Origin of the sequence: Gordonia sp. HS-NH1 (assembly GCF_001418765.1) — a bacterium.
GTDB lineage: Bacteria > Actinomycetota > Actinomycetes > Mycobacteriales > Mycobacteriaceae > Gordonia.
Genome location: NZ_LIYC01000005.1, coordinates 11604 through 36896 on the forward strand (window position 1 = coordinate 11604; position 25293 = coordinate 36896).

Sequence of the window (25293 nt, forward strand, 5' to 3'; positions counted from 1 at the left end):
ACCGCTACTTTCCGCTGATCTTGGCGGCGGCGGCCTCCACGTCGTCGAGTCCACCGCAGCTGTTGAACGCCTGCTCGGGCAGGTGGTCGAACTCGCCCTTGGCGACACGGTCGAAGGCCTCGATGGTGTCGGCGAGCGGGACGACCGAGCCCTTCTGGCCGGTGAACTTCTCGGCGACGAGGAAGTTCTGGCCGAGGAACTTCTGGATACGGCGCGCACGCTGCACCGTGACCTTGTCCTCTTCGGAGAGCTCGTCCATACCGAGGATGGCGATGATGTCCTGCAGTTCCTTGTACTTCTGCAGGATGCGCTTGACCTCGTTGGCGACGCGGAAGTGCTCGTCGCCGACGATCGACGCCTCGAGGATGCGCGAGGTCGAGGTCAGCGGGTCCACGGCGGGGTAGATACCCAGCTGCGAGATCGGACGCGAGAGCTCGGTGGTCGCGTCGAGGTGCGCGAACGTCGTGGCCGGTGCCGGGTCGGTGTAGTCGTCGGCGGGGACGTAGATCGCCTGCAGCGAGGTGATCGAACGGCCCTTGGTCGAGGTGATGCGCTCCTGGAGCTCACCCATCTCGTCGGCCAGGGTCGGCTGGTAACCCACCGCGGACGGCATACGGCCGAGGAGGGTCGAGACCTCCGAGCCCGCCTGCGTGAAGCGGAAGATGTTGTCGATGAAGAGCAGCACGTCCTGGTGCTTCACATCGCGGAAGTACTCCGCCATGGTCAGCGCCGACAGCGCCACGCGCATACGCGTGCCCGGCGGCTCGTCCATCTGACCGAACACCAACGCGGTGTCCTGGAGAACGCCCATCTCCTCCATCTCGAGGTGGAGGTCGGTGCCCTCACGGGTGCGCTCACCGACGCCGGCGAACACCGAGGTGCCGGAGAACTCACGCGCGATACGCGTGATCATCTCCTGGATGAGGACGGTCTTGCCGACGCCCGCACCACCGAACAGACCGATCTTGCCGCCCTTGACGTACGGGGTCAGCAGGTCGATGACCTTGATGCCGGTCTCGAGGATCTCGGTCTTGCCCTCGAGCTCGTCGAAGGCCGGCGGCTTGCGGTGGATGCTCCACTGCTCGCCGTCGCGACCCAGGCCCGGGCTGTCGAGGCAGTCACCGAGGGCGTTGAACACATGGCCCTTGACGACATCACCGACCGGCACGACGATCGACTTGCCGGTGTCGGACACGGCCGCGCCGCGGACCAGGCCGTCGGTCGGCTGCATCGAGATCGTGCGCACCAGGTTGTCACCGAGGTGCTGCGCGACCTCGAGGGTCAGGGTCTTGGCGACCGAGGAGAGAGCGACCTCGGCGTGCAGGGCGTTGAACAGTTCAGGAATCGAGCCCCGCGGGAACTCGACGTCGACCACGGGGCCGATGATGCGGACGACCCGCCCGTCGGCGGAACCCGCCGACTGCGCGGAGGGGGTTTCTACTGCTGCGGTCATGGTGCTTGGGTCACTTCCTCTTTATCGAAGTATGGGTTCTCGTCGATCCGGACTCGGCTGGCGCGCACGCTAGTTCGCCAGTGCGCTCGAGCCGCCGACGATCTCGCTGATTTCCTGGGTGATCTGGGCCTGGCGGAGCTGGTTGGCCTCGCGCGACAACGACTTGGACAGTTCTTCGGCGTTGTCCGTCGCGGCCTTCATCGCGGTGCGGCGCGCGGCCGACTCCGATGCCGACGAATCCAGCAGCGCCGCGTAGACCCGCGTCGCCACGTACTTCGGCAGCAGCGCGTCGAGCAGGGCGTCGGCCCCGGGTTCGAAGGTGTAGTTGCGCGACGGCGTGTCGTCGGACGAATCCTCGTCGTGCGACACGACCAGCGGGGCGATCCGCCGGACCTCGGGCACCTGCGCCAGCATCGACTGGAACCGCGTGTAGACCAGGTGCAGCTCGTCGACACCCTCGAGGGTGCCGTCTCCTTCTGGGCGCTCGACCTCGGTGCCCGATCCTGCCTGGAAGAGGTCCACCAGGAAGCTGGTCGCCGTCGCCGCGTCCGAGTACTGCGGTGACTCCGAGAAGCCCGTCCACGAGTCCGAGATCTCCAGACCCCGGAAGCTGAAGAACCCGACACCCTTGCGACCCATGACGAACAGGACCGCTTCCTTGCCTTCGTCGCGCAGGAGCGCGATGAGTTCGCGGGTCGCCTTGAGCACGTTCGCGTTGTAACCACCGCACATACCGCGGTCGCTGGTCACGACCAGGATCGCCGCGCGCTTCGGGTTCTCCCGCTCGTTGAGCAGCGGGTTGTCCAGCGATCCCGAGTTGCTCGCCAGCTCCGAGAGCACGGCGGTCATCTCCTGCGAGTACGGCTTGGCCGCCGCCACCCGTCCCTGGGCCTTGGTGATACGCGAGGTCGCGATCAGTTCCTGAGCCTTGGTGATCTTCTTGGTCGACTGGACCGACCGGATGCGTGAGCGCAGCTCACGAATGCTGGCCATGAGCCCTCACCCCTTCCTTTTCGCGATGTCCGTTGACGTCTGAGATCACTTGCGGATCTTGATCTCTTCGTTCTCGACGTTGTCGGCATCCATCGCCTCGGCCTCGGCCTCGTTGACGACGCGACGGCCGTCGTGGGTGAGGTAGCCGTTCTTGAACTTGTTGGTCTCGGCGATCAGGGCCTCGGCCTGGTCGTCGCTGAGCACCTTGCCGCCGGCGATCGAGTCGTAGACACCGGTCGCGTTGTGGTGCAGGTGGCTCAGCAGCTGGGTCTCGAAGTTGCGCACGTCGTCGACCGGGACCGAGTCGTAGTGGCCCTCACCGCAGAGGTAGATCGAGACGATCTGATCCTCGACCGAGAAGGGGCTGTACTGGTCCTGCTTCAGCATCTCGACCCAGCGGGCACCGCGCTCGAGCTGTGCCTTCGAGGCGTCGTCGAGGTCGGAGGCGAAGGCCGAGAAGGCCTCCAGCTCACGGAACTGGGCCAGCTCCAGACGCAGCGATCCCGAGACCTTCTTGAGGCCCTTGGTCTGGGCGGCGCCACCGACGCGCGACACCGAGGTACCGACGTTGATGGCCGGTCGAACACCCTTGTTGAAGAGGTCCGACTCCAGGAAGACCTGGCCGTCGGTGATCGAGATGACGTTGGTCGGGATGAACGCCGAGACGTCGTTGGCCTTGGTCTCGATGATCGGCAGACCGGTCATCGAGCCGCCGCCGAGCTCGTCGGACAGCTTCGCGCAACGCTCCAGCAGACGGGAGTGCAAGTAGAAGACGTCACCGGGGTATGCCTCGCGGCCCGGCGGACGACGCAGCAGCAGCGAGATGGCGCGGTAGGCCTCGGCCTGCTTGGTCAGGTCGTCGAACACGATGAGGACGTGCTTGCCCTGGTACATCCAGTGCTGGCCGATGGCCGAGCCGGTGTACGGGGCCAGCCACTTGAAGCCGGCCGAGTCCGAGGCGGGAGCCGCGACGATGGTGGTGTACTCCATCGCGCCCGCCTCTTCGAGGGCGGACTTGACGCCGGCGATGGTCGAACCCTTCTGACCGATCGCGACGTAGATGCAGCGAACCTGCTTGGTGGGGTCGCCGGTCTCCCAGTTGGCCTTCTGGTTCAGGATGGCGTCGATGCAGACCGCGGTCTTGCCGGTCTTGCGGTCGCCGATGACGAGCTGACGCTGTCCGCGGCCGATGGCGGTCATGGCGTCGATGGCCTTGATGCCGGTGGCGAGGGACTCCTCGACCGGCTGGCGCTCGAGCACGGTGGCGGCCTGCAACTCGAGGACGCGCTGCTCGTCGGCCTCGATGTCGCCCTGGCCGTCGATCGGGGCACCCAGCGGGTTGATGACGCGTCCCAGGAACGCATCACCGACGGGGACGGAGAGCACGTCGCCGGTGCGGCTGACCTGCTGGCCTTCTTCCAGGGACTCGTAGTCACCCAGGATCACGGCGCCGATCTCGTCCTCGTCGAGGTTCAGTGCGACGCCGAGGACGCCGCCGGGGAACTCGAGGAGCTCGTTGGCCATTGCGCTCGGAAGGCCGCTGACGTGGGCGATGCCGTCCGAGGTATCGGTGATGATGCCGACCTCGTCACGCGACGCTTCGGCTTCGAACGACGAGACGTACTGCTCGATCGCTCCCTTGATCTCGTCTGGTGAGATCGTCAACTCCGCCATGGGTTCTCGTCTTTCCTTGATGTGGCTCTGAGTCTCGAAGGCTCTGAGCTCTGGGCTTCGTGGGTTCGGGTGTGTCGGGGTGGTCGTCAGCGCGGCAGCGTCTCGGCGGCCTTGGCCAGCCGTGTCGCGACATCGGCGTCGATGACCTCGTCGCCGACACTGATCCGGAGACCGCCGAGCAGTTCCGGGGCGATCTCGGTCTGCACCGAGATGGTCCGACCGTAGATTCCGCCGAGCACGCCCGACAGTCGATCGATCTGGGCATCGGACAGCGGTGAGGCGGACACCACGTGGGCGACCGACTCGCCGCGACGGGCGGCGGCCAGCTCGGCGAGCTGATCGACAGCGACGTCGGCGGCCTGGCCGTGCAGCAGGCGCACGGTCGAGGACAGCAGCGTCCAGGTGTGGGTGCCGACCTTGTCGCCGACCAGCTTCTTCAGCAGGTCGACGCGCTTGTCGGCGTCCTTGCCGTGGTCGGACAGCAGCGAGGACAGCTGCGGGTTGGCCTCGAGGACTCGGCTCACCCGGAAGAGCTCGTCCTCGACCTGCTCGATGACCCCGTCGCGTTCGGCGGCGGTGAGGACGATCAGGGAGTTCTGACGACGCAGACCGACGACGAAGTCGCTCGACGACGACCACCGCTGACTCGACGCGGTCGCGAGCACCTCGACGACGACCGGGGCGAGCTTGCCGTCGAACAGACGGTGCACCATGGCCTTCTTGCCCTCGGGGTTCTCGTCGTCCTCGACCAGGCGCTTGCGCAGCACCGGGTTCTCGCCGAGGAAGTTGATGGCCGCGGTGAGGTCACCCGAGGCGTCGGCCAGTGCCGAACCGTCGAGATCGATTGCCGCCGAATCGAAGTGCTCCGACACGGCGAGAGCGGCGTCGCGGCTGGCGGCACGCATCGCGTGCAGACCGACGAGCGAGGCGCTCGAGGGAACCGCGTTCGCCGAACCCGACGACATCTCCTGGAGTTCGTCGATGACCCGATCGACGCTGGCCGCCTGGGCCGAGTCGTCGGCGAGATGGTTGCGCACCAGTTCGCCGGCCTTGTCGACCGCGGTGAGTCCGAGATCGGTGCGCAGCTGACGAACGAGGTTGGCGCGCACCAGGGCGACCTGGTTGCGGCCGTGCTCGGAGATGCGCTTGACCTCGTGGTCGGCCTGTGCGCGGATGTCGGAGGTGATCGCCTCGGCGTCGGCCGCGGCGTCCTTCTGCATCTGTTCCGCCTCGGCCTTGGCCTCGGCGACCGCCTTCTCGCGGGCCTGCTTGCCGTCGGCGACGCGCTTGGCAGCGGCCTCGCTCTCGGCGAGCTGCTGACGCACGGTCTCCTGTCGATCCCGCATCATCTTCGCCACCGGCGGCCGGACGTACTTCCACAGGAGGAAGAGGATGACCGCGAAGCCGAAGAGCTGAGCGATGAAGATCGCGGGGTCGAACGCAGCACCGATGTCGTGCAGCCAGGTGCCGATGGGGCCCTGGTCGGATTCGGTCTCAGTGTTGGCAGCCATGATCAGTTCACCGCTCCGCTCGTCGATCGGGTATCGGAAAGAGTTGCCGAGTCGACACCGAGCACACGCGCCGCAAGCGTCTTGGCGAGTGCGTCCACATCAGCTGCAGCCGTCGAGGCGGCCTGCTCACCCTGCGTCGCCAGCTCGGAGCTGGTCGACTGCAGGGCGGCGTCGGCCTCGGCGGTCGCTCGCTGCTTCATCTCGTTCAGCTGTTCCCGCCCCTGGGCGCGAGCATCGTCGCGCTTGGCGGTGGCCTCACCGCGCGCTTCCTTGAGGAGCGAACGGAACTGGACGTCCGCATCCTCGAATTCGGCGGCGGCGGTCCGGTTGTCCTCCACGGTGCGGTGGATCATCGCGTCCCGCTCCTCGAGGACCTGCTGGATCGGCGGAACCACGAACTTGCGGATGACCAGCAGCAAAATCACGAAGATGAGCAGGACAACGAAGAACGTTCCATTCGGGAGCAGGAAGTTCTCTGCAGCAAGCGTCATTGTGGTGAGGTGTCGTTTCTACTCGGCGACAAAAGGGAGAGCGACGATCAGCCGGCGCTGATCGGGGTGGCGAACACGAAGAGCGCCATGAAGGCCAGGTTGATGAAGTAGGCCGCCTCGACCAGACCGACGGTGATGAAGAACGGGGTGAACAGGCGACCCTGTGCCTCGGGCTGGCGAGCGATACCGGCGATCAGCTGGCTACCGGCCAGACCGTTACCGATACCGGCACCGACGGCGCCACCGGCCATGATCAGGCCGCCACCGATGAGTGCGCCGAGGCCAATCATTGGATCCATTGTGATATTTCCCTTTCGTTGCTGACATCTGGTGTGTCAGGTCTGGAGTTGCGCCGACAGGTGCCGGAGCAGGTCGTCATGTTCGGTTGTGGGCGCGGCCGTGTCCGTCTCCGCGCGGTGCCCTGGTTCGGGCGGGTCAGTGATCCTCGGTCTCCATCGACTGCGAGAAGTAGAGGATCGTCAGCAGCGCGAAGATGAACGCCTGGATCAGACCGACGAAGAGCTCGAAGGACTTCCAGATCGCGTTGGGCGCCCACATGATGTACGGCGGGAAGAGTGCGATCAGGGCGACCATCATGCTGCCGGCGAAGACGTTGCCGAAGAGTCGCAGCGAGAGCGAGATCGGCTTGGTGAACTCCTCGATGACGTTGATCGGCGCGAGGAATGCGACGTGGCCCTTGATGATCCGCTTCGGGTGACCCAGCAGGCCGCGCTTCCGGAAGCCGGCGATCTGGTACCAGACGAAGACGAAGAGCGCAAGGGCGTAGGCGAAGTTCACGTCCGCGGCCGGCGGCTTGAGGATCTCGTGGTGACCGACCTGGACCGGCAGGATGGACAGCCAGTTGGAGATCAGGATGAAGGTGAAGAGCGAGACCGCGAGCGGGAGAACGTAGGGGGCGATCTTCATGCCGATGGCACTCTCGACCTGCCCACGCATCTGGATGGTGATGGCCTCCCAGAACAGCTGCACACCCGACGGCACGCCGGTCGAGGTGACCTTCGACTTCAGGTAGAACGCCAGCGCGAGCATGATCGCCGCGGCCAGCGCCGTCGCGATGATGGTCTCCAGGTTGAAGGTCAGTCCGAACAGCTCGAATTTGGTGTAATGACCCACCTGAATGGCCGGTTCGCCATCCTCTGCGGCAAGGTTGAAGGCGGTCGTCATGGTTGGCTACGAAGTCCTTTCATCACCGGAATGACCGTGTTCAGCACCAAGACCACTTGGCCGATGGCGAGTCCGAACATCGCGCCCAACCCGTCGGGTTGGACCAGGAAAGCCGCCAGCAGCGCGAGCGCCGTGATGGCACCGAGTCGCATGGCGGAGTTGAGTGCAAGGGCGGTCTTGCGCGGGTTCTCGTCGGCGACCACGACGTCGACGGCACGTCGGACGAGGATCGCGTTGACGAAGATCCCGGCGACACCGAGAAGGAAGAACACCGCGAAGAGCGGATGTCCGACGGCGAGCGAGACGGCAGCCACCACCACGATGAACCCGCCCGCGATGAGCGCGGGGCGGCGGAGTCCGGTCGGCGCCTGGGGATAGACGGGGGCCGAATCAGGGGCAGATGCGGTCATGTCCCTCCTCAGCTCTCCTACTCCATACCGATGGCACGGATCACCCGCGTACGTGCAGCAGCACATGGCCGCTGGGCGTCAGCTCGCGTTTCGTTGTGACCCTACCAACACCGTTCTTGGTGTCTCACCGGGGGGTATTGCGTCGTGTGAGACAGAACCGGGGCTTTGTGTCCGGGCCTGCGCACATGTTGACTACTACGGGCGATAGTACACGAAAATTTACGGTTTCCTTACCTTAGGCCGAGGTACCGCCATCACGGTAACCACAGGGTCGCCGGACACCGGTCAGTGGTACGCCTTCGTCGACGTTCGCAGTTCGGCGAGGCGTCGATGCAGGCGCGGCGCCATCGTCACCAGCATCGCGACGACGAGGCCCGCACCGAAGGCCGGCGCGACGACCGACAGCGGGAACAGCGTGCTGGCCGCCGCCGAGAACGCGAGAACCCCGACCCACAGATAGATGATCAGCGCGACCCGGCGCTGCGAGTGCCCGAGTTCGAGCAGCCGGTGGTGCAGGTGCATCTTGTCCGGGGTGTAGAAACCGACGCCGGCCCGGGTCCGCCGGATCACCGCCAGCAGCATGTCGAGCATCGGGATGAAGACGACGGCGGCGACCAGGATCAGCGGGGACAGCAGCGTGAAGATGTCGGCCGGTCCGTAGGCGTTCACGGCGATACGGCCCGAGGCGCTCGTGGAGGCCGCGGCGAGCAGCAGACCGATCAGCATCGCACCCGAGTCACCCATGAAGATCCGTGCGGGCGAGAAGTTGTGCGGCAGGAATCCGAGGCACGCGCCGGCCAGTGCCACCGAGATGAGGGCCGGGGGGTAGTAGCTGACGTCGCCGCCCTGGTCGCGCAGCAGACCGAGCGAGAACATGCAGATCGCCGCCGCGGCGATGAGTCCCAATCCCGCGGCCAGACCGTCGAGGCCGTCGACGAAGTTGATCGCGTTGATCGTCGCGACCGTGATCGCGACCGTGAGGAGACCGGCCTGCAGCGGGTCGAGCACCAGCGTGCCGATGTCGGCGAACGGGATGTAGAGCTGCAGCCAGCTGATGCCGAGCAGCACCAGGACGCCGGCGGCGGTGAGCTGACCGACGAATTTGGTCAGCGCGTCCAGGCCCCACCGGTCGTCGACGACGCCGACGAGGACGATCACCGTGCCGGCGGCGATCACCGCCGTCATGTCCGTGGTGTAGGCGAAACCGCGATTGAGCGCGGGGAGGTTCGCGGCGAGCGCGATCCCGGCGACCACCCCACCGAACATCCCGAGCCCGCCGAGGCGAGGTGTCGGGATCACGTGCACGTCGCGGACCCGCGGCACGGCGACCGCGCCGGCGCGGATCGCGAAGACGCGGACCGCCGAGGTCAGGAGGTAGGTCATGGCCGCGGCCGTGAGCCCCACGAGCAGGAGCTCGCGCAGAGGAACGCCCGTCCCTCCCCCGTCCGCGGCGGCGGCGAGCAACACCGGTGCGGCACCGGTCATCGCGCCACCACCGGTGTCAGACGGGCAAGGGTCTCCGACATTGCGACCACGCTACCCGTAGGCCAGTGCGGCGATCTCGCGACGGATCCGCTGGTGTGTCTCACGGTCGCGCGTCGACATCGCGGCGGCCATCGCGTCGGCGACGATCGGATGCATCGCGGCGGTCATGCCGCGCTCGGTGGCCACCGGCGTACCGATCCGGATCGCCGATCCCTCGGAGACGGGGCGGGTGTCGAACGGGAGGACCGCCTTGTCGACGACGATCCCGGCCGCGCCGAGCCGGTGCTGCGCCTCCATCCCGGAGATGCCGAAGCCGCTGACGTCGACGACCGCGAGGTGGATGTCGGTGCCGCCGGACACCACCCGGGCGCCCCGAGAGGCCAGTTCCGTGGCGAGACCGCGGGCGTTGTCCACCGCACGACGGACGTAGCCGGCGAACTCGTCGGTACCGGATTCCGCGCAGGCGACCGCCTTCGCGGCGACGGCGTGCATCGCGGGACCGCCCTGCACGAACGGGAAGACCGCCTTGCGCAGGGCCTCGCCGTGTTCGGCCCGCGCGAGGATGACCCCGCCGCGCGGACCGCGGATCACCTTGTTGGTGGACAGGGTGACGATGTCGGCGTGCGGCACCGGCGAGGGCAGCAGGCCGGCCGCGATGTGCCCGGCGAGATGTGCGGCGTCGACCCAGAGGATGCACTCGGCCTCGTCGGCGATCCGGCGCAGGGTCGGGAAGTCGAACGTCCGCGAGTAGGACGCGGCGCCGGCGACGAGGATGCGGGGGCGGTGCACCAGCGCGAGATCCCTGACCTGGTCGTAGTCGACGAGTTCGTCGTCGCGGCGGACCTCGTAGTGCAACGGCGAGAACCACCGCCCGGAGAAGTTCGCCCGAGAACCGTGCGTCTGGTGGCCGCCGTGTTCGAGGCGCAGCGCGAGCACCGGGTCTCCGGGCTGGGCGAAGGCGGCATAGACGGCGAGGTTGGCCGCACTGCCCGACAGCGGCTGGACATTGACGTACTCGGCGCCGAACAGCGCACGGGCCCGGCCGACGGCGAGCTCCTCGAGCTCGTCGGCCACGTCACAACCACCGTGGTAGCGCGCCCCGGGATACCCTTCGGCATACTTCGCGTCGAAGACCGACGCCATCGCGGCCCGCACCCCGGGCGTCGGATCGGTCTCGCTGGCGAGCAACTGCAAGGTGTCGCGGCGCCGGCCGACCTCGCGGCTCACCATGGCGTCGACCGCGGCGTCGCCGGTCGGGGCGCCACCCGCCTCGACGCCGTGTGGTCCGGACCTCGGCGCGTCGGGGCTCATCGCTCCGCGAGCAGTGCGGCCGGGTCGGTGTCGAGTACGTCGGCGACGGCGTCCGTCGAGACCGCACCCTCGCGCAGGATGCGCGGACTCGGCCCGGAGACATCGACGATCGTCGACGCCTGCGCGGCCGGCGCCGGGCCACCGTCGAGATACACGGCGATCTCGTCGCCGAGTTGTTCGCGCGCCTCGTCGGCGGTGGTCGCCGGCGGACGCCCCGAGACGTTCGCGCTCGAGACCGCCATCGGCCCCACCTCGCGCAGCACGTCGATCGCGACCGGGTGCAGCGGCATCCGGAGCATGACGGTGCCGTCGGTGTCGCCGAGGTCCCACGCCAGCGAGGGTGCTTGTCGGACAACCAGACTCAGGCCGCCCGGCCAGAAGGCCTCGATCAGGTCGCGTGCGGGCTGCGGGACGGACAGGACCAGGCCGTCGATCGAGTACCAGGAACCGACCAGGACCGGCACGGGCATGTCGCGTCCCCGGTGCTTGGCCGCGAGGAGTGCACCGACGGCGTCGGAATCGAAGGCGTCGCAACCGACTCCGTAGAGCGTGTCGGTGGGCATCACGATCAGCCGTCCGGCTTTCGCCGCCCCGACCGCCGCCCGAATCCCCGACCAGCGGTTCTGTGGATCGTTGCAGTCGAAAACAGTGCTCACGCGATCATCCTGCCATGCCGCGTCCGACGGACCCGGCCTGCCGTCGGCGCGCCGTCACGAACCTCGGCCGGCCCGTCAGATCCGTGTGCCGGGTGACTTCCTCGAAGTCGCCGTGCGCGTGCAGGCACGACACGACGGCGTCGGCGGTCGTGTCGTCGTGTTCGATCCCGACGACGCCACCCGGCGTCAGCGTGCGGGCGATGACCGGCACCATCGGCACGATGACCGACATCCCGTCCGCGCCGCCGAAGACCGCGCGAGCCGGGTCGTGGGCGACCTCGGGTCCGACCACGGCGTCGAGCGGCACGTAGGGCGGGTTCGTGACCAGGACCGACACGCTGCCGGCCGGGACGGCTCCCGCGACCTGATCCGGATCGGTGACGTCCGCGGCGACGACGTCGACCCGTGACCCGACGGCCGGTGTCGCGTCGGCGACGTTGCGACGCAACCACACCAGCGCATCCTCGTCGGCCTCGATCGCCACGACCCGGGTCGCCGGACTCATCGCGGCGATGCCGATCGCCAGTGCCCCACTGCCGCTGCAGAAATCAGCCGCGAAATGCGATCCGGGGGTGGCGCGGAGTCGGTCGACCGCCCATTCGAGGAGGTACTCGGTCTCCGGCCGGGGGATGAACACCCCGGGGCCGACGGCCAGCTCGACGGGGCCGAAGGCGGCGGTCCCGATGATGTGCTGCAAGGGAATCCGCTGCGACCGCTGGTCGATCGCCGACCGGAACGCGCGGGCCGGCGCGTCGTCGATCGTGTCCACCAGCACCAGTCGGCCCGCATCGATCCCGAGCACGTGGGCCATCAGCCATTCGGCGTCACGGCGTGCGGAGTCGATCCCGGACGCGGCGAGACGGGCGGTCGCGGCACGCAGTTCGTCCGACAACGGGGTCGGCCTGCCGGTCACGACTCCTATTCCGCTTCCATGCGGGCCTGCCGGTCCGCGGCGACGAGCGCGTCGAGCAGGTTGTCCATGTCACCGGCGAGCACCGCGTCGAGATTGTTGGCCTTGTAACCGATCCGGTGATCGGTGATGCGGTTCTCGGGGAAGTTGTAGGTCCGGATCCGCTCGGACCGGTCCACGGTGCGGATCTGGGCCGCACGACCCTGCGCGGCGGCGGCCTCCGCCTCTTCCTCGGCTGCGGACTGCAGCCGGGCGGCGAGGACCTGCATCGCGCGCGCCTTGTTCTGCAACTGCGAACGTTCGTTCTGGCATGTGACGACGATTCCGGTGGGCAGGTGGGTGATCCGGACCGCCGAATCGGTGGTGTTCACGCCTTGGCCGCCCTTGCCGGACGAGCGGTAGACGTCGATGCGCAGTTCCGATTCGTCGATCGTCACCTCGGCCACCTCTTCGGGCTCGGGGTAGATCAGCACCCCGGCCGCCGACGTGTGGATGCGGCCCTGCGACTCGGTGACCGGCACCCGCTGGACGCGGTGCACACCGCCCTCGAACTTCAGTCGCGACCAGACCCCGTCGCGCACGGCCTCTTTCGACTTGATCGAGAAGGTGGCCTCTTTGTAGCCGCCGAGATCGGACTCGGTCACGCCGAGCACCTGCGCCTTCCAGCCGTGACGCTCGCAGTACTTGAGGTACATCCGGGCCAGGTCCGCCGCGAACAGTGCCGATTCCTCGCCGCCCGCACCGGATTTGATCTCCAGGACCACGTCGTCGGCGTCGTGGGGGTCGCGCGGGGCGAGCAGGTCGGTCAACGTCGCGTCGAGTTCCTCGACGGCCTCTTCGAGAGAGGGGATCTCGGCGGCGAACGACGCGTCATCGGCGGCCAGTTCCCGTGCGGCCTCGAGATCCTCGCGTGCCGCCTTCAACCGGGTGTAGGTCGCCATGACGGGCGCGAGCTCGGCGAATCGCTTACCGACGCGACGGGCCGCGGCGGGATCGTCGTGCAGGGCGGGATCGGCCAGCTGGCGTTCGAGACCCGAGTGCTCGGCCAGGATGTCGTCGATGGCCGAGGGACTCTGCGTACTCATGAAGGCGACCTCACTTGTCGACCGGCGCACGCCGGATGATCGGCGACACCGGGAAGAACTCTGACCGGAAAACACAGCGACGCCCGTCCCGACATCGTCGGGCGGGCGTCGCAGCGTGGTCTACTTGGCGCGCTTGCCGTAGCGCTTCTCGAACCGGGCAACGCGGCCGCCGGTGTCGAGGATCTTCTGCTTGCCCGTGTAGAACGGGTGGCACTGCGAGCAGACCTCGACGTTGATCCGACCGTTGGCAGCGGTGCTGCGGGTCTCGAAGGTGTTGCCGCAGCCGCAGACGACGGTGGTCGTCGCGTACTCGGGGTGGATTCCCTGCTTCATGTCTGACTGTCCCTTTCTGAGGTCGCCGGGTCACCGTCGCTTGTCGACGGTGTGAACCGGAACCGGACTCGACCGATCAGTATGCCACGGGGGCATCACCCGGGAAAAATCCCGGTCACCGCGGTCGCAGGTGCCTCAACGGCAGGCCGCTCGGATCCATTCCCGGCACGGCCACCCGCACTCCACTGCACGTGACGCAGATCGCGATCCTCGTAAGGGTTGCCTAAGTGTAGTACCGTGGCGTCGCCCGCCCTGTCGGCGGCACACGCTCCCCCGCACCCCGTCCCCGAAGGAATCCTCGATGTACGACGCCGCCTCCACCGGCAGCAGCCTCGCAGTCGACACCGCACGGACCTCCCCCGCCCGTCGTACCGGCAAGACGGCCCGATCGCCGTGGAACCGGCGCAATCCCTACCCGGCGACGGTCGTGCGGAACGAACTCCTCTCCGGTCCCGGATCGGCCAAGGAGGTCCGGCATCTCGAACTCGATCTCGGCGACAGCGGCATCACCTACGAGCCCGGCGACGGCATCGGCATCGCTCCGACGAACGATCCCGCGCTGGTCGATCTCCTGCTCGCCCGGCTGCGCGCGGTGGGCGACGAGATCATCGCCGACCGCAAGGCGACCTACACCCTGCGCGAGGCACTGACCAGCAGGTACGAGATCGGCGCGCCGTCGAAGTACCTCGTCCGGGCCGTCGCCGAACGCACCGGACACCCCGAACTCGCCCGACTTCTCGACGCCGGTGACCCGCAGGCACTCGACGCGTGGCTCCACGGACTCGACGTCCTCGATCTCCTGGATCTGGACCCGACCTTCACCCCGACTCCCGAGGAACTGCTCGAGGAGTTGAGTCCCCTCGCGCACCGCGAGTACTCGATCTCGTCGAGCCCGCGGGTCCACGGCGACACCGTCCACATCACGATGGCCACGGTGCGCTACCGCGTCGCCGACCGGGATCGCGGAGGTGTCTGCTCGACGCACCTCGCCGACCGGTGCGCTCCCGGTGACACCGTGCCCGTCTTCATCTCCCCCAACAAGAAGTTCCGCCTGCCCGCGGAGGATGTGTCCGCCATCATGATCGGCCCGGGCACCGGCATCGCCCCCTTCCGGGCCTTCCTGCATGAGCGGGCCGCAACCGGTGCCACCGGCAGCAACTGGCTGTTCTTCGGTGACCAGCACCGTGCGCACGACCACCTGTACGCCGAGGAACTCGATCGCCTCGTCGCCGGCGGCGTGCTGGATCGGCTCGACCTCGCCTTCTCCCGCGACCAGGAACACAAGGTCTACGTCCAGGACAGGATGCGCGAGCACGGATCCGAGCTGTTCGCCTGGCTCGAGTCCGGCGCGCACCTGTACGTCTGCGGCGATGCCGCGACGATGGCCGACGACGTGGATGCGGCACTGCACGAGATCGTCGCCGAACACGGCGGTCTCGACGCCGAGGCGGCCGCGGCGTATGTCGGGCACCTGCGCTCGGATAATCGCTACCTCCGCGACGTCTACTGAGATGACCGACTCCACCGGGGACGATCCGCCCGCCCGCAGCGATCTCGAGATCCTGCTGCGGACAGCCGGATTCGGAGACTCCTCGGTGAACCACGATGTCCCCGCGGTCGCTGCCCGACTACCGGGACTCGCCCAGGTCGTCGGCGTCACGGTCGCCGGTCCGGTGATCATGAACGCGGTCGGGGTTCACGACGACCCGGTCTCGGTCGGCGGTCCGATTCGGGTGGACCCGCACCGAATAGCTCTGCGGCTCAATCCCTCTCGCTTGTCGTCGACGTTGCTCAGCGATCCCGCCGCCCACGTTCCGCCGACCCTGCGGTTGTTCGACCATCGCGGCAACACCGCTCATGCCACCTACCTGACCGAGAACTCCGATCGCCTGGCGTTCGAGGCCATGGCGCTCGCCGGCGGAGCCCCGGGCCTGGACGGGCCACTCTCGGATTCGCCTGCGCCACAACGTACGACTCCGACGGCATCGACCGGCGACGACCAGCTCGCACAGCTCGACGCGATACTCACCGACGGTGGCGCCGCCCGCCTGCGGAGCCTCCCCCGCCTCGACTGTCCGCGCACCGCCCGCGTCGACAACCGCGCGGTGATCGCCGCGCTCGAGCACGCGTCACGGCTCGGGATGACGGTGACGTTCGCGACGGCGGCGCCGGGATGCATGCAGATGCGTCAGGATCGCCTCGACGGCGCCCGCGAGCATCGGGGACAGATGGTGCTGGCGTCGGGCGCCACCCGGGTGATGATCAATTTCGATCTGGTCGGCGAATGCTGGGTCACGTGGCCCCACGGGGTGTCGGGCCGTACCGGGTCACTAGAGATCTACACCCGGCGGGGTGAGTGCGCGCTGGTCGTGACCCAGACCGGAGCGCTTGCCCCGGCACTCGGCCAGGCCTGGGAGCACCTGACCGCCGATCTCGCCGGCTGACCCTTCGTGACGCCCCTCCGCAAGCTCCGGGGCTCCTCAGGGAGCAACGGCTGACGCCCCTCCGCAAGCTCCGGGGCTCCTCAGGGAGCAACGGCTGACGCGACTCCGCAAGCTCCGGGGCTCCTCAGGGGGCAACGGCTGACGCCCCTCCGTAAGCTCCGGGGCTCCTCAGGGAGCAAGGGGTGACGCCCCTCCGTAAGCTCCGGGGCTCCTCAGGGAGCAAGGGGTGACGCCCCTCCGTAAGCTCTGGGGCTCCTCAGGGACCAGGTACGAGACACGGCCCCGATCCGCGGTGAGCGCGGGTCGGGGCCGTGTCGCGAGAGTGCCGGACGAACTCAGTCGTTGCCCGCACCCGGTGCGGTCTTCTGCACCGACATCAGGAACTCCATGTTGGTCTTGGTCTTCTTCAGCTGGCTGAGGAGCAGATCGATGGCCTGCTGGGAATCGAGACCCGAGAGCACGCGACGCAGCTTGTGCACGATGGAGAACTCCTCGGGCGACAGCAGCAACTCGTCCTTACGGGTACTCGACAGGTTCACGTCCACGGCCGGGAACACCCGACGCTCGGAGATCTTGCGGTCGAGCTTCAGCTCGGCATTGCCCGTGCCCTTGAACTCCTCGAAGATCACGGTGTCGCCGGTCGAGCCGGTCTCGACGAGCGCAGACGCGATGATCGTGAGCGATCCGCCGTTCTCGATGTTGCGCGCCGCGCCGAGGAACCGCTTCGGCGGGTACAGCGCGGTCGAATCGACACCACCCGACAGGATTCGGCCCGACGCGGGCGATGCGTTGTTGTACGCACGACCCAGTCGCGTGATCGAGTCCAGCAGCACCACAACGTCTTTGCCGCTCTCGACCAGTCGCTTGGCGCGTTCGATCGCGAGCTCGGACACCGAGGTGTGATCTGACGGCGGCCGATCGAACGTCGACGCGATGACCTCGCCCTTGACCGAACGCTGCATGTCGGTGACCTCCTCGGGACGCTCGTCGACGAGGACGACCATGAGGTGGCATTCGGGGTTGTTGGTGGCGATCGCGTTGGCGATGTCCTGCAGGATCGTCGTCTTACCGGCCTTGGGGGGCGACACGATCAGGGCGCGCTGCCCCTTGCCGATCGGCATGATCAGGTCGATCACACGGGTGTCGAGCCGCTCGGGAGTGGTCTCCAGCCGCAGGCGCTGGTTCGGGTACAGCGGCGTGAGCTTGTTGAACTCGGGGCGGCGCTTGGCGGTCTCGACGTCGCCGCCGTTGATGGTGTCCAGCCGCACCAGCGGATTGAACTTCTGGCGCTGGTTCTGCTGGTCGCCCTCGCGCGGCACCTTCACCGCGCCGGTGATCGCGTCGCCGCGTCGAAGTCCGTTCTTGCGAACGAGGTTCATCGACACATAGACGTCGTTCGGCCCCGCGAGATAACCCGACGTGCGAACGAAGGCGTAGTTGTCGAGCACGTCGAGGATGCCGGCGACGGGCTGCAACACGTCGTCGTCGGAGACCTGCGGCTCGTTCGGGGTGTCGCGGTTCTGGCCACGGCGACGCTCACGGAACCGGCGACCACGCCGGCGACCGCCGCCCTCCCCGTCGTCATCGCGGTCCTGGCCCCCGTCGCGATTCTGACCGCCATCGCGATTCTGGTTGTCGCGATTCTGGTTGTCGCGGTTCTGACCGCCCCCGTCGCGATTCTGCTTGTCGCGGTTCTGGCCGCCCCCGTCGCGATTCTGGTTGTCGCGATTCTGGTTGTCGCGATTCTGACCGCCATCGCGGTTCTGGTTGTCGCGGTTCTGGTTGCGGTTGCGACGAGTGCGCTGCTCACCACCGTCGGAGTCGGCTGCGGCGTCGCCCGCGCCGTCGCGCCCGCGACGCCGGTCACGACCCGCGCCGGCCTCCGTCGAGTCGGCCTCGGGGGCACTGCCGCCCTTGGCGGCATCTGCGGCCGGGGCGTCGGATGTCGTCGCGTTCTTGGCGACGCCATCGGTGCTGGGGCTGTCGGTCTTGTTGTCGGCAGGCGTGCTGTCGCCGGCCGGCGCCTCGGCGGTGATCGGAGCATCGGCAGCCTTCCGGCCGGCACCGCGCTGAGTGCGCGTCCCGCGGGGAGCGTCGGCCTTCTCGGCCGTCTCGCCACCGGCGGGAGCCGGGGAGTCGCCGCCGATGGTCAGCTGCTCGTCGGCCGCAGCAGGCTTCGACGAGCCCGCCTTCGACCGCGTCGGGCCGCTCTTCGCGGCCGGGGCGTCGCCGCCGGCCTGGCGCTCCTTGATGGCGGCGATCAGATCGCCCTTGCGCATCCCGGATGTGCCCTTGATGCCGAGTTCACCGGCGACGGTCCGGAGTTCGCTGAGCACCATGCCGGACAGGCCGGTGCGTGCACGTGTCTTGGTCGCCGGTCGTCCCGAGTCGGGGCCGGCCGAACCCGCGGATTCCTGCTCGGCAGGTGCGGTGATCAGGTCCGTATCGGTCACGGAAGTCCTTTCGTTCCTCCCGCAGACGAGAACTGCGTGAGGTCTACGTTTCCCTGCGTCTGTGCGTCAGGGAGTCCGTCCGCGGTGGACGGTGAGAATGTGCGGTCCGCTGCGAGCGAGCTCGGAAACACCTGCGCTTCGGCACCGTCGACAGAGATCCATGACCCCGGCCCGGATACACAGCCGGTCATCTCCGATCGGTGAAGGATGAGAAGCGGCAGGACAAGCCTGCGCGGCTAGACCAGAATATGGTAACCCCGTTCGCATGATAGGGGCAACACGCCGGTAGCGCCAAACGAACGTGCGACGGCCGGCGAATCCACCGGCGTACGACACCGGTCAGCCGACGGAGATCTCGACTCCGCCGGCGACGGCCACCGAACGGGCCTCGAATCCGAGGCCCTGCGCCAGCTGGCGGATGTCCGACGGTACCGGCGCGGTACCGAGCACGAGGACGGTCGGCCCGGCTCCGGACACCGTCGCGGCGTGTCCGCGGGCTCGCAGGGCGGTGACGAGGTCGCTCGTCGGCGCCATCGCCGAAGCACGGTACGGCTGGTGCAGGCGGTCCTGGGACGCGGCCATGAGGTTGCGTGGGTCGGCCGTCAGCGCCACCACCGCGAGCGCCGAACGGCTCAGGTTGAACACGGCGTCGGCACGCGGGACCGCATCCGGCAGCAGTCCGCGGGTGAAGGACGTCGACGATTCGGTGTCGGGGACGAAGACGGTCGCACAGATGTCGGGATGCACGGTGAGCCGGTGTGCGTGATACGACGCGACCCCGTCGGCGGATTCGGTCCACGTGAGGACCGCCGAGCCGAGCACACTCGCGGCGGCGTTGTCGGGATGGCCCTCGAATTCGCTGGACAGCTGTACCAGTTCGTCGAGCGACAGTCCGGGTCCGAGACCGGCGGCGGTGATCAGTCCCGACGCGGCGGCCAGACCCGAGACCGCGGCGGCGGCGGACGACCCCAGACCCCGGGAGTGCGGGATCTGGTTGATGCAGCGCAACTTCAGCCCGGGTGCGCGGAGACCGGCGTGTGCCAGTCCACGGTTGAGCGCGCGCACGACGAGGTGCGATGCGTCGCGGGGCACGTCACCGGCACCCTCCCCCTCGACCTCGAGGGCGACACCCTCTTCTACGGTCTCGACGACCACCTCGTCGTAGATCCCCAGAGCCATTCCCAGACAGTCGAATCCGGGCCCGAGGTTGGCACTCGACGCCGGCACCCGGACCCTCGTCGACAACCCGACCGGCACCGTACCCGCCGCGGATGCGGAACCGGTCACGTCGCCGTCGGCGTCCGATCCGACGACCGGACGGCCGGGCCCGTCAGCCGACACCGAGAGCATTCGCGACCGCCACCGGGTCCACCGGAATGGCCTCGACCTCCGGGATGCCCGCCAGGGCGGTATCGGGGTCCTTCAGGCCGTTGCCGGTCACCGTGCACACCACGGTCGATCCCGGCTCGATCCAGCCATCGGCGCTGGCCGCGAGCAGACCCGCGACGCTGGCAGCCGAGGCCGGCTCGACGAACACGCCCTCCTTGCCTGCGACCAGGCGGTAGGCCTCGAGCAGTTTCTCGTCGGTGGCCGCGCGGAACTGGCCGTGCGACTCCTCTTTCGCCGCGACGGCCTGGTTCCAGCTGGCCGGGGACCCGATGCGGATGGCGGTGGCGATGGTCTCCGGGTCCTTCACCGGGGCACCGTTCACCAGCGGCGCGGCGCCCGCAGCCTGCACGCCGAGCATGCGCGGCACCGACGACGAGACACCGTCCGCGTGGTATTCGGTGTAGCCCTTCCAGTACGCGGTGATGTTGCCCGCGTTCCCGACCGGCAGCGCGTGGACGTCGGGGGCGCGGCCCAGGACGTCGACGATCTCGAACGCGGCGGTCTTCTGGCCCTCGATCCGCGCCGGATTCACCGAATTGACGAGCTCGATCTCGGTGAACTCGGAGGTGGCCTTGCGCGCGAGCTCGAGGCAGTCGTCGAAGTTGCCCTCGACCTGGATGATCTTGGCGCCGTGCATGACCGCCTGCGCGAGCTTGCCCATCGCGATCTTGCCCTGCGGGATCAGCACCGCGCAGGTGATGCCGGCCCGGGTGGCGTAGGCGGCGGCCGACGCGGAGGTGTTGCCGGTCGAGGCGCACAGGACCGCGGTCTTGCCGTTGTTGACCGCATTGCTGACGGCCATCGTCATCCCGCGGTCCTTGAACGAGCCGGTCGGGTTGAGGCCCTCGACCTTCAGGTACACCTCGCACCCGGTCAGCGACGACAGGTGCGGCGCGCTGATCAGCGGGGTGCCGCCCTCGAGCAGCGTGACGACCTTCCAGTCGTCGCCGACGGGCAGCCGCGACCGGTATGCCTCGATCAGGCCGGGCCACGCGCGGTGGACGGGCGTAGAAGTCGCTTCAGTCATCGGTACCTTCCAATCGCAACACACTCGACACCTTGATGACGGCGTCCATGTCTTCAAGCGCCGCAACACAATCCGATTGCGCACGGTCGGGCGCGCGGTGGGTCACCACGATCAGCCGGGCGTCGTCGCCCGCGCCCTCCTGGCGCACCGCGGCGATGCTCACCGACCGCTTGGTGAACTCGCCGGCCACCTGTGCGAGCACACCCGGCCGGTCCTCCACCCGCATGGAGATGTAGTAGCGGGTGAGGACGTCGTCGATCGGGGCGACGGGCAGCGAGGCGTAGGTCGACTCGAGGGGTCCTCGGCCTCCGTGCACGCGGTTGCGAGCGGCCATGACCATGTCGCCGAGAACGGCCGACGCCGTCGGCGCACCTCCCGCGCCCTGGCCGTAGAACATCAGCCGCCCGGCGTTCTCGGCCTCCACGACGACGGCGTTGAACGCGCCGTTCACCGTCGCCAGCGGGTGGGTCAGCGGAATGAGCGCGGGGTACACGCGCGCGGAGATGCGCTGCGAGCCACTGGCATCGCGGACCCGCTCACAGATCGAGAGCAGCTTGATCGTGCAGTCGAACTTCTTGGCCGCGACCAGGTCGGCGGCGGTGACCGACGAGATCCCCTCGCGGTGGACGTCGGCTGCCGTCACCCGGGTGTGGAAGGCGATCGAGGCGAGGATGGCCGCCTTCGCCGCGGCGTCGTAGCCCTCGACATCGGCTGTCGGGTCGGCTTCGGCGTATCCGAGCCGCCCGGCCTCGGCGAGGGTGTCGGCGTAGTCGGCGCCTGTCTCGTCCATCGCGGAGAGGATGAAGTTGGTGGTGCCGTTGACGATTCCGTTGACCTGCTCCACGGTGTCGCCCGCGAGCGACTGCATCAGCGGCCGGATGACCGGGATGGCACCGGCGACCGCGGCCTCGAAGTAGAGGTCCACCTTGGCCTCGGCCGCGGCGGTCGCGAGTTCGCCGGTGTACTCCGAGAGCAGCGCCTTGTTGGCGGTGACCACCGATTTCCCGCTCTCGAGCGCGGAGCGGATCAGACCGCGGGCCGGATCGATGCCACCCATCAGCTCGACGACGATGTCGACGTCGTCGCGGGCGACGAGGGATGCGGGGTCGTCGGTCAGCAACTCCTGCGCGATCTTGCGCGGGCGCCCCAGATCGCGCACCGCGACCCCGCGGATCTCCACCGGCGCCCCGACGCGCGCACGGAGATCATCGGCGTTGTCGGTGATGATGCGCACCACCTCGGCGCCCACGTTGCCCATTCCGAGCACCGCTACACCGATGGTGCGCGTGTCCACCTCGGTTGCGCCGCTGGTGTTCTCCACTGATCCGGTCACTGGCCCACCTCCAGGCTGAGGAAGTCTTCGATGGTCTCCCGGCGGAGCAGCAACCGAGCGTTTCCGTCGGCCACCGCCACCACGGGCGGTCTCATGGTCATGTTGTAGCGGCTCGACATCGAGTAGCAGTAGGCGCCGGTGGCCGCGACCGCGATCAGGTCCCCGGGCCCGAGATCCTCTGGTAGCCAGCAGTCCTTGATGACGATGTCGCCGCTCTCGCAGTGCTTTCCGACGACGCGACAGACCACGGCGCGCGCCTGCGACACCCGCGACACGAGCCGTACGTCGTATTCGGCGTCGTAGAGGACGGTGCGGATGTTGTCGCTCATGCCGCCGTCGACCGAGACATAGCGTCGTACGGCCCCACCGCCGAGTGCCACGTCTTTCACGGTGCCGACGCGATAGAGGGTGACCGTACCCGGACCGGCGATGGCGCGGCCGGGTTCGACCGCGATGATCGGCATCGGCAGACCGACGGCCGCCGACTCCCGTTCGACGATCGCGGCCAGGGTCTCCGCCACCTTCGCAACCGGCAGCGGTCGCTCCTCGGGAAGATACGAGATCCCCAGTCCCCCACCGAGATCGACGATCGACATCTGCGAGGTCTTCTCGACGCCGAACTCGCCCACCACATCGCGGAGCAGTCCGAGCACACGATGGGCGGCCAGTTCGAAGCCGTCCATGTCGAAGATCTGCGAACCGATGTGGCTGTGCAGACCCACGAGCCTCAGGTTGTCGGTGGCGAACACGCGTCGGATGGCCTCCATCGCGACTCCGCCGGCGAGTGAGAACCCGAACTTCTGGTCTTCGTGTGCGGTCGAGATGAACTCGTGGGTGTGCGCCTCGACACCGACGGTCACGCGGACCAGCACGTCGGCGACGACACCGCGCTCGCGGGCCACGGCGTCGAGCCGCTCGATCTCGATCATCGAGTCGAGGACGACGTGCCCGATCCCGGCGTCGACCGCGGCGCGCAGTTCGTCGACGCTCTTGTTGTTGCCGTGCAACGCGATCCGCTCCGGCGGGAAACCGGCGCGCAGCGCGATGGCGAGTTCGCCGCCGCTGCAGACGTCGAGCGACAACCCTTCGTCGTCCACCCAGCGGGCGATCTCGGTGCACAGGAACGCTTTTGACGCGTAGTGCACTCGTCCATACGGACCGAACGCGGCCATCATGTCCCGGCAGCGCGACCGGAAGTCGGCCTCGTCGACGAAGAATGCGGGTGTCCCGAACTCCTCGGCGAGCTCACTCACCGGCACACCGGCGAGCCGCAGTTCACCCGAGTCGTCGCGAGATGCGTTGCGCGGCCACACCTGCGCGGGGATCGCCGCGAGCACGGCCGGGTCGTTCGGGCGCTCGGCGAGGTGTGGCGCGGCCAGCAGTTCGGCGTGCCGGGGACCGGCCGGGTGCGCGTTCACATCTGCTCCGGTGCGGTGACGCCGACCAGGCCGAGGCCGTTGGCGAGGACCTGACGGGTGGCCTCGCACAGGGCGAGTCGGGCACGGTGGATGTCCGCGGGCTTCTCGTCGCCCTGCGGCAAGACGCGGCACTTGGCGTAGAAGCGGTGGTAGGTGCCGGCGAGGACCTCGAGATAGCGGCACACCCGGTGCGGTTCCCGCAGGGTGGCCGCCGTTGCGACGACATCGTCGAAATCGCCGATGGTGCGGATCAGTTCGCCCTCGGCGGGATCGTCGAGCAGGTCGAGATGGTCCAGCGACGACACGACGCCCAGATCGGCGGCGTTGCGGGCCAGCGCCGACATCCGCGCGTGGGCGTACTGCACGTAGTACACCGGATTGTCGTTGGACTGCTTGGTCAGCAGATCCAGGTCGATGTCGATGTTGACGTCGACGGAGGAACGGATGAGGGAGTAGCGGGCGCCGTCGACACCCACCGCGTCGACGAGGTCGTCGAGGGTGATCACCGTGCCCGCACGCTTGCTCATGCGCACCGGCTTGCCGTCGCGGACGAGGTTGACCATCTGACCGATCAGCACCTCGACGGTGGCCGGGTCGTCGCCGAGCGCCGCGGCGGCCGCCTTGAGACGGCTGATGTAGCCGTGATGGTCCGCACCGAGCATGTAGATGCAGAGGTTGAACCCGCGGTTGCGCTTGTCCCGGTAGTAGGCGATGTCGCCCGCGATGTAGGCCGCGTTGCCATCGCTCTTGAGGACGACCCGGTCCTTGTCGTCACCGAACTCGGTGGACCGCAGCCACCACGCGCCGTCCTTCTCGTAGAGGTTTCCGTTGGCCTTGAGCTCGTCGATGCACTCGTCGACCAGTCCGGTGGCGAACATCTTGTCCTCGTGGGTGAAGACGTCGAAGTCGGTGCCGAAGTCGTGCAGGCTCTGCTTGATGTGGGTGAACATCAGGTCCACCCCGACCGAGCGGAACGTCTCGAGCCGATCGGCCTCGGGCAGCGACAGGACGTCGGGGGCCGCCTCGACGACCTTGGCGGCGATGTCGGCGATGTAATCGCCCGCGTACCCGTCCTCCGGGGTCTCCTCACCCAGTGCGGCCGCCTCCAGCGACCGGGCGAACCGGTCGATCTGGGCGCCGTGGTCGTTGAAGTAGTACTCCCGCGTGACCGCTCCGCCACGGGCGGCGAGAACACGTCCGAGTGCGTCACCGACGGCGGCCCAGCGTGTACCGCCGAGATGGATGGGTCCGGTCGGGTTGGCCGAGACGAATTCGAGGTTGATGACCGACCCGGCGAACTCGTTCCCACGGCCGTAGTCCGCACCGCGCGCGAGCACGGCTGCGACGACGGTGTTCTGCGCGGCGGCACCGAGCCAGACGTTGACGAATCCCGGACCGGCGACCTCGGTCTTGGAGATGCCCTCGGCATCCGCGAAGGCCTCCGCGAGCCAGCCCGCGAGTTCGCGCGGGTTCACGCCGAGTCGCTTGCCCATCTGCAGGGCGACGTTGGTGGAGTAGTCGCCGTGGTCAGCGTGACGGGGGCGCTCGACGACGATGGAGTCGGGCACCAGGTTCTCGTCCAGTCCGCGGTCACGGACCACGGTCAGGGTCACGGCGCGCAGCAGCGCGGCCAGGTCGGCGGGAGTCACAGGACATCATCCTATTGGCCGTTGCCTGATCACCGACAATCGCACCCCGCTCGACCCACGGGGCCCACCAGTACACTCGTGGG

22 protein-coding genes are annotated in these 25293 nt (G+C 68.2%); 2 read left to right on the forward strand and 20 right to left on the reverse strand.

Features of this window, described 5'->3' with window-relative positions; all coding sequences use genetic code 11:
* Positions 1-4 precede the first annotated feature (4 nt).
* The 14 genes from atpD to rpmE form a co-directional block, all read right to left on the reverse strand.
* Complete coding sequence (gene atpD / locus AMD30_RS05745) at positions 5-1453, reverse strand: F0F1 ATP synthase subunit beta (protein ID WP_010842985.1); 1449 nt, start codon at positions 1451-1453, stop codon at positions 5-7.
* A 69-nt stretch (positions 1454-1522) separates the two neighbouring features.
* The gene (locus AMD30_RS05750) at positions 1523-2446 is read right to left on the reverse strand and encodes a F0F1 ATP synthase subunit gamma (RefSeq protein ID WP_055474988.1); all 924 of its coding nucleotides are present in this window, start codon (positions 2444-2446) and stop codon (positions 1523-1525) included.
* A gap of 45 nt (positions 2447-2491) precedes the next feature.
* Positions 2492-4120, reverse strand: coding sequence for a F0F1 ATP synthase subunit alpha (gene atpA / locus AMD30_RS05755; RefSeq protein ID WP_055474989.1), 1629 nt, complete (start codon positions 4118-4120; stop codon positions 2492-2494).
* 86 nt (positions 4121-4206) lie between these two features.
* The gene (locus AMD30_RS05760; RefSeq protein ID WP_055474990.1) at positions 4207-5631 is read right to left on the reverse strand and encodes a F0F1 ATP synthase subunit B/delta; all 1425 of its coding nucleotides are present in this window, start codon (positions 5629-5631) and stop codon (positions 4207-4209) included.
* Between the two features lie 2 nt (positions 5632-5633).
* Entirely contained in the window at positions 5634-6122 is a 489-nt protein-coding gene (locus AMD30_RS05765; protein ID WP_055474991.1) for a F0F1 ATP synthase subunit B, read from the reverse strand.
* Between the two features lie 47 nt (positions 6123-6169).
* Positions 6170-6421 carry a F0F1 ATP synthase subunit C gene (locus AMD30_RS05770; protein WP_004021252.1) on the reverse strand — a complete coding sequence of 84 codons (252 nt, stop codon included), beginning with the start codon at positions 6419-6421 and terminating at the stop codon, positions 6170-6172.
* Between the two features lie 136 nt (positions 6422-6557).
* Positions 6558-7307, reverse strand: coding sequence for a F0F1 ATP synthase subunit A (atpB, locus tag AMD30_RS05775; RefSeq protein ID WP_055474992.1), 750 nt, complete (start codon positions 7305-7307; stop codon positions 6558-6560).
* Complete coding sequence (locus tag AMD30_RS05780) at positions 7304-7717, reverse strand: hypothetical protein (protein WP_004021250.1); 414 nt, start codon at positions 7715-7717, stop codon at positions 7304-7306. Before AMD30_RS05780 ends, atpB begins: the two co-directional genes overlap by 4 nt.
* A 285-nt stretch (positions 7718-8002) precedes the next feature.
* Positions 8003-9202 (reverse strand): glycosyltransferase family 4 protein, encoded by a 1200-nt coding sequence (locus AMD30_RS05785; RefSeq protein WP_055474993.1) that lies wholly within the window; start codon positions 9200-9202, stop codon positions 8003-8005.
* A gap of 51 nt (positions 9203-9253) precedes the next feature.
* Positions 9254-10513: a serine hydroxymethyltransferase gene (gene glyA, locus AMD30_RS05790; protein ID WP_084817209.1), complete on the reverse strand. Its 1260-nt coding sequence runs from the start codon at positions 10511-10513 to the stop codon at positions 9254-9256.
* Positions 10510-11169, reverse strand: a complete 660-nt coding sequence (locus AMD30_RS05795; RefSeq protein ID WP_055474994.1) for an L-threonylcarbamoyladenylate synthase — start codon at positions 11167-11169, stop codon at positions 10510-10512. Before AMD30_RS05795 ends, glyA begins: the two co-directional genes overlap by 4 nt.
* 4 nt (positions 11170-11173) lie before the next feature.
* A complete protein-coding gene (locus AMD30_RS05800; protein ID WP_055474995.1) occupies positions 11174-12082 on the reverse strand; it encodes a N5-glutamine methyltransferase family protein in 909 nt (302 codons plus the stop codon).
* A 5-nt stretch (positions 12083-12087) separates the two neighbouring features.
* On the reverse strand, positions 12088-13164 hold the full coding sequence (gene prfA, locus AMD30_RS05805; protein WP_055474996.1) for a peptide chain release factor 1: 1077 nt from the start codon (positions 13162-13164) through the stop codon (positions 12088-12090).
* A gap of 120 nt (positions 13165-13284) precedes the next feature.
* Positions 13285-13497: a 50S ribosomal protein L31 gene (rpmE, locus tag AMD30_RS05810; RefSeq protein WP_010842972.1), complete on the reverse strand. Its 213-nt coding sequence runs from the start codon at positions 13495-13497 to the stop codon at positions 13285-13287.
* A 301-nt stretch (positions 13498-13798) separates the two neighbouring features.
* Here rpmE and AMD30_RS05815 point away from each other — a divergent pair, with 301 nt between their 5' ends.
* Positions 13799-15007, forward strand: a complete 1209-nt coding sequence (locus AMD30_RS05815) for a sulfite reductase subunit alpha (protein ID WP_055474997.1) — start codon at positions 13799-13801, stop codon at positions 15005-15007.
* Position 15008: 1 nt separating this feature from the next.
* Positions 15009-15941: a heme transporter gene (locus AMD30_RS05820; RefSeq protein WP_055474998.1), complete on the forward strand. Its 933-nt coding sequence runs from the start codon at positions 15009-15011 to the stop codon at positions 15939-15941.
* 335 nt (positions 15942-16276) lie between these two features.
* On the opposite strand, the gene rho is transcribed toward AMD30_RS05820, so the two are convergent.
* The 6 genes from rho to argS all read right to left on the reverse strand — a co-directional run bounded on the left by rho (position 16277) and on the right by argS (position 25210).
* Positions 16277-18394: a transcription termination factor Rho gene (gene rho, locus AMD30_RS05825; protein WP_055474999.1), complete on the reverse strand. Its 2118-nt coding sequence runs from the start codon at positions 18392-18394 to the stop codon at positions 16277-16279.
* Between the two features lie 339 nt (positions 18395-18733).
* Positions 18734-19744 carry a homoserine kinase gene (gene thrB / locus AMD30_RS05830; protein WP_044506418.1) on the reverse strand — a complete coding sequence of 337 codons (1011 nt, stop codon included), beginning with the start codon at positions 19742-19744 and terminating at the stop codon, positions 18734-18736.
* Positions 19725-20810 (reverse strand): threonine synthase, encoded by a 1086-nt coding sequence (gene thrC / locus AMD30_RS05835; protein WP_010842967.1) that lies wholly within the window; start codon positions 20808-20810, stop codon positions 19725-19727. The genes thrB and thrC overlap by 20 nt, the downstream gene beginning before the upstream one ends.
* Entirely contained in the window at positions 20803-22143 is a 1341-nt protein-coding gene (locus tag AMD30_RS05840; RefSeq protein ID WP_010842966.1) for a homoserine dehydrogenase, read from the reverse strand. Before AMD30_RS05840 ends, thrC begins: the two co-directional genes overlap by 8 nt.
* On the reverse strand, positions 22140-23561 hold the full coding sequence (lysA, locus tag AMD30_RS05845; protein WP_055475000.1) for a diaminopimelate decarboxylase: 1422 nt from the start codon (positions 23559-23561) through the stop codon (positions 22140-22142). The genes AMD30_RS05840 and lysA overlap by 4 nt, the downstream gene beginning before the upstream one ends.
* Complete coding sequence (argS, locus tag AMD30_RS05850) at positions 23558-25210, reverse strand: arginine--tRNA ligase (protein WP_055475001.1); 1653 nt, start codon at positions 25208-25210, stop codon at positions 23558-23560. Before argS ends, lysA begins: the two co-directional genes overlap by 4 nt.
* Positions 25211-25293 lie beyond the last annotated feature (83 nt).

Excerpts from the sequence above, each read along its gene's own strand:
- rpmE (WP_010842972.1), bottom strand. The coding sequence starts at position 13,497 with ATGAAGCAGGGAATCCACCCCGAGTACGCGACGACCACCGTCGTCTGC.
- atpB (WP_055474992.1), bottom strand. The coding sequence starts at position 7,307 with ATGACGACCGCCTTCAACCTTGCCGCAGAGGATGGCGAACCGGCCATT.
- atpA (WP_055474989.1), bottom strand. The coding sequence starts at position 4,120 with ATGGCGGAGTTGACGATCTCACCAGACGAGATCAAGGGAGCGATCGAG.
- AMD30_RS05770 (WP_004021252.1), bottom strand. The coding sequence starts at position 6,421 with ATGGATCCAATGATTGGCCTCGGCGCACTCATCGGTGGCGGCCTGATC.
- AMD30_RS05750 (WP_055474988.1), bottom strand. The coding sequence starts at position 2,446 with ATGGCCAGCATTCGTGAGCTGCGCTCACGCATCCGGTCGGTCCAGTCG.
- thrB (WP_044506418.1), bottom strand. The coding sequence starts at position 19,744 with ATGCTCTCGGTGTCGGCTGACGGGCCCGGCCGTCCGGTCGTCGGATCG.
- AMD30_RS05765 (WP_055474991.1), bottom strand. The coding sequence starts at position 6,122 with ATGACGCTTGCTGCAGAGAACTTCCTGCTCCCGAATGGAACGTTCTTC.
- prfA (WP_055474996.1), bottom strand. The coding sequence starts at position 13,164 with ATGAGTACGCAGAGTCCCTCGGCCATCGACGACATCCTGGCCGAGCAC.
- AMD30_RS05760 (WP_055474990.1), bottom strand. The coding sequence starts at position 5,631 with ATGGCTGCCAACACTGAGACCGAATCCGACCAGGGCCCCATCGGCACC.
- atpD (WP_010842985.1), bottom strand. The coding sequence starts at position 1,453 with ATGACCGCAGCAGTAGAAACCCCCTCCGCGCAGTCGGCGGGTTCCGCC.
- glyA (WP_084817209.1), bottom strand. The coding sequence starts at position 10,513 with ATGAGCCCCGACGCGCCGAGGTCCGGACCACACGGCGTCGAGGCGGGT.
- AMD30_RS05780 (WP_004021250.1), bottom strand. The coding sequence starts at position 7,717 with ATGACCGCATCTGCCCCTGATTCGGCCCCCGTCTATCCCCAGGCGCCG.
- thrC (WP_010842967.1), bottom strand. The coding sequence starts at position 20,810 with ATGACTGAAGCGACTTCTACGCCCGTCCACCGCGCGTGGCCCGGCCTG.
- AMD30_RS05785 (WP_055474993.1), bottom strand. The coding sequence starts at position 9,202 with ATGACCGGTGCCGCACCGGTGTTGCTCGCCGCCGCCGCGGACGGGGGA.
- AMD30_RS05815 (WP_055474997.1), top strand. The coding sequence starts at position 13,799 with ATGTACGACGCCGCCTCCACCGGCAGCAGCCTCGCAGTCGACACCGCA.
- AMD30_RS05820 (WP_055474998.1), top strand. The coding sequence starts at position 15,009 with ATGACCGACTCCACCGGGGACGATCCGCCCGCCCGCAGCGATCTCGAG.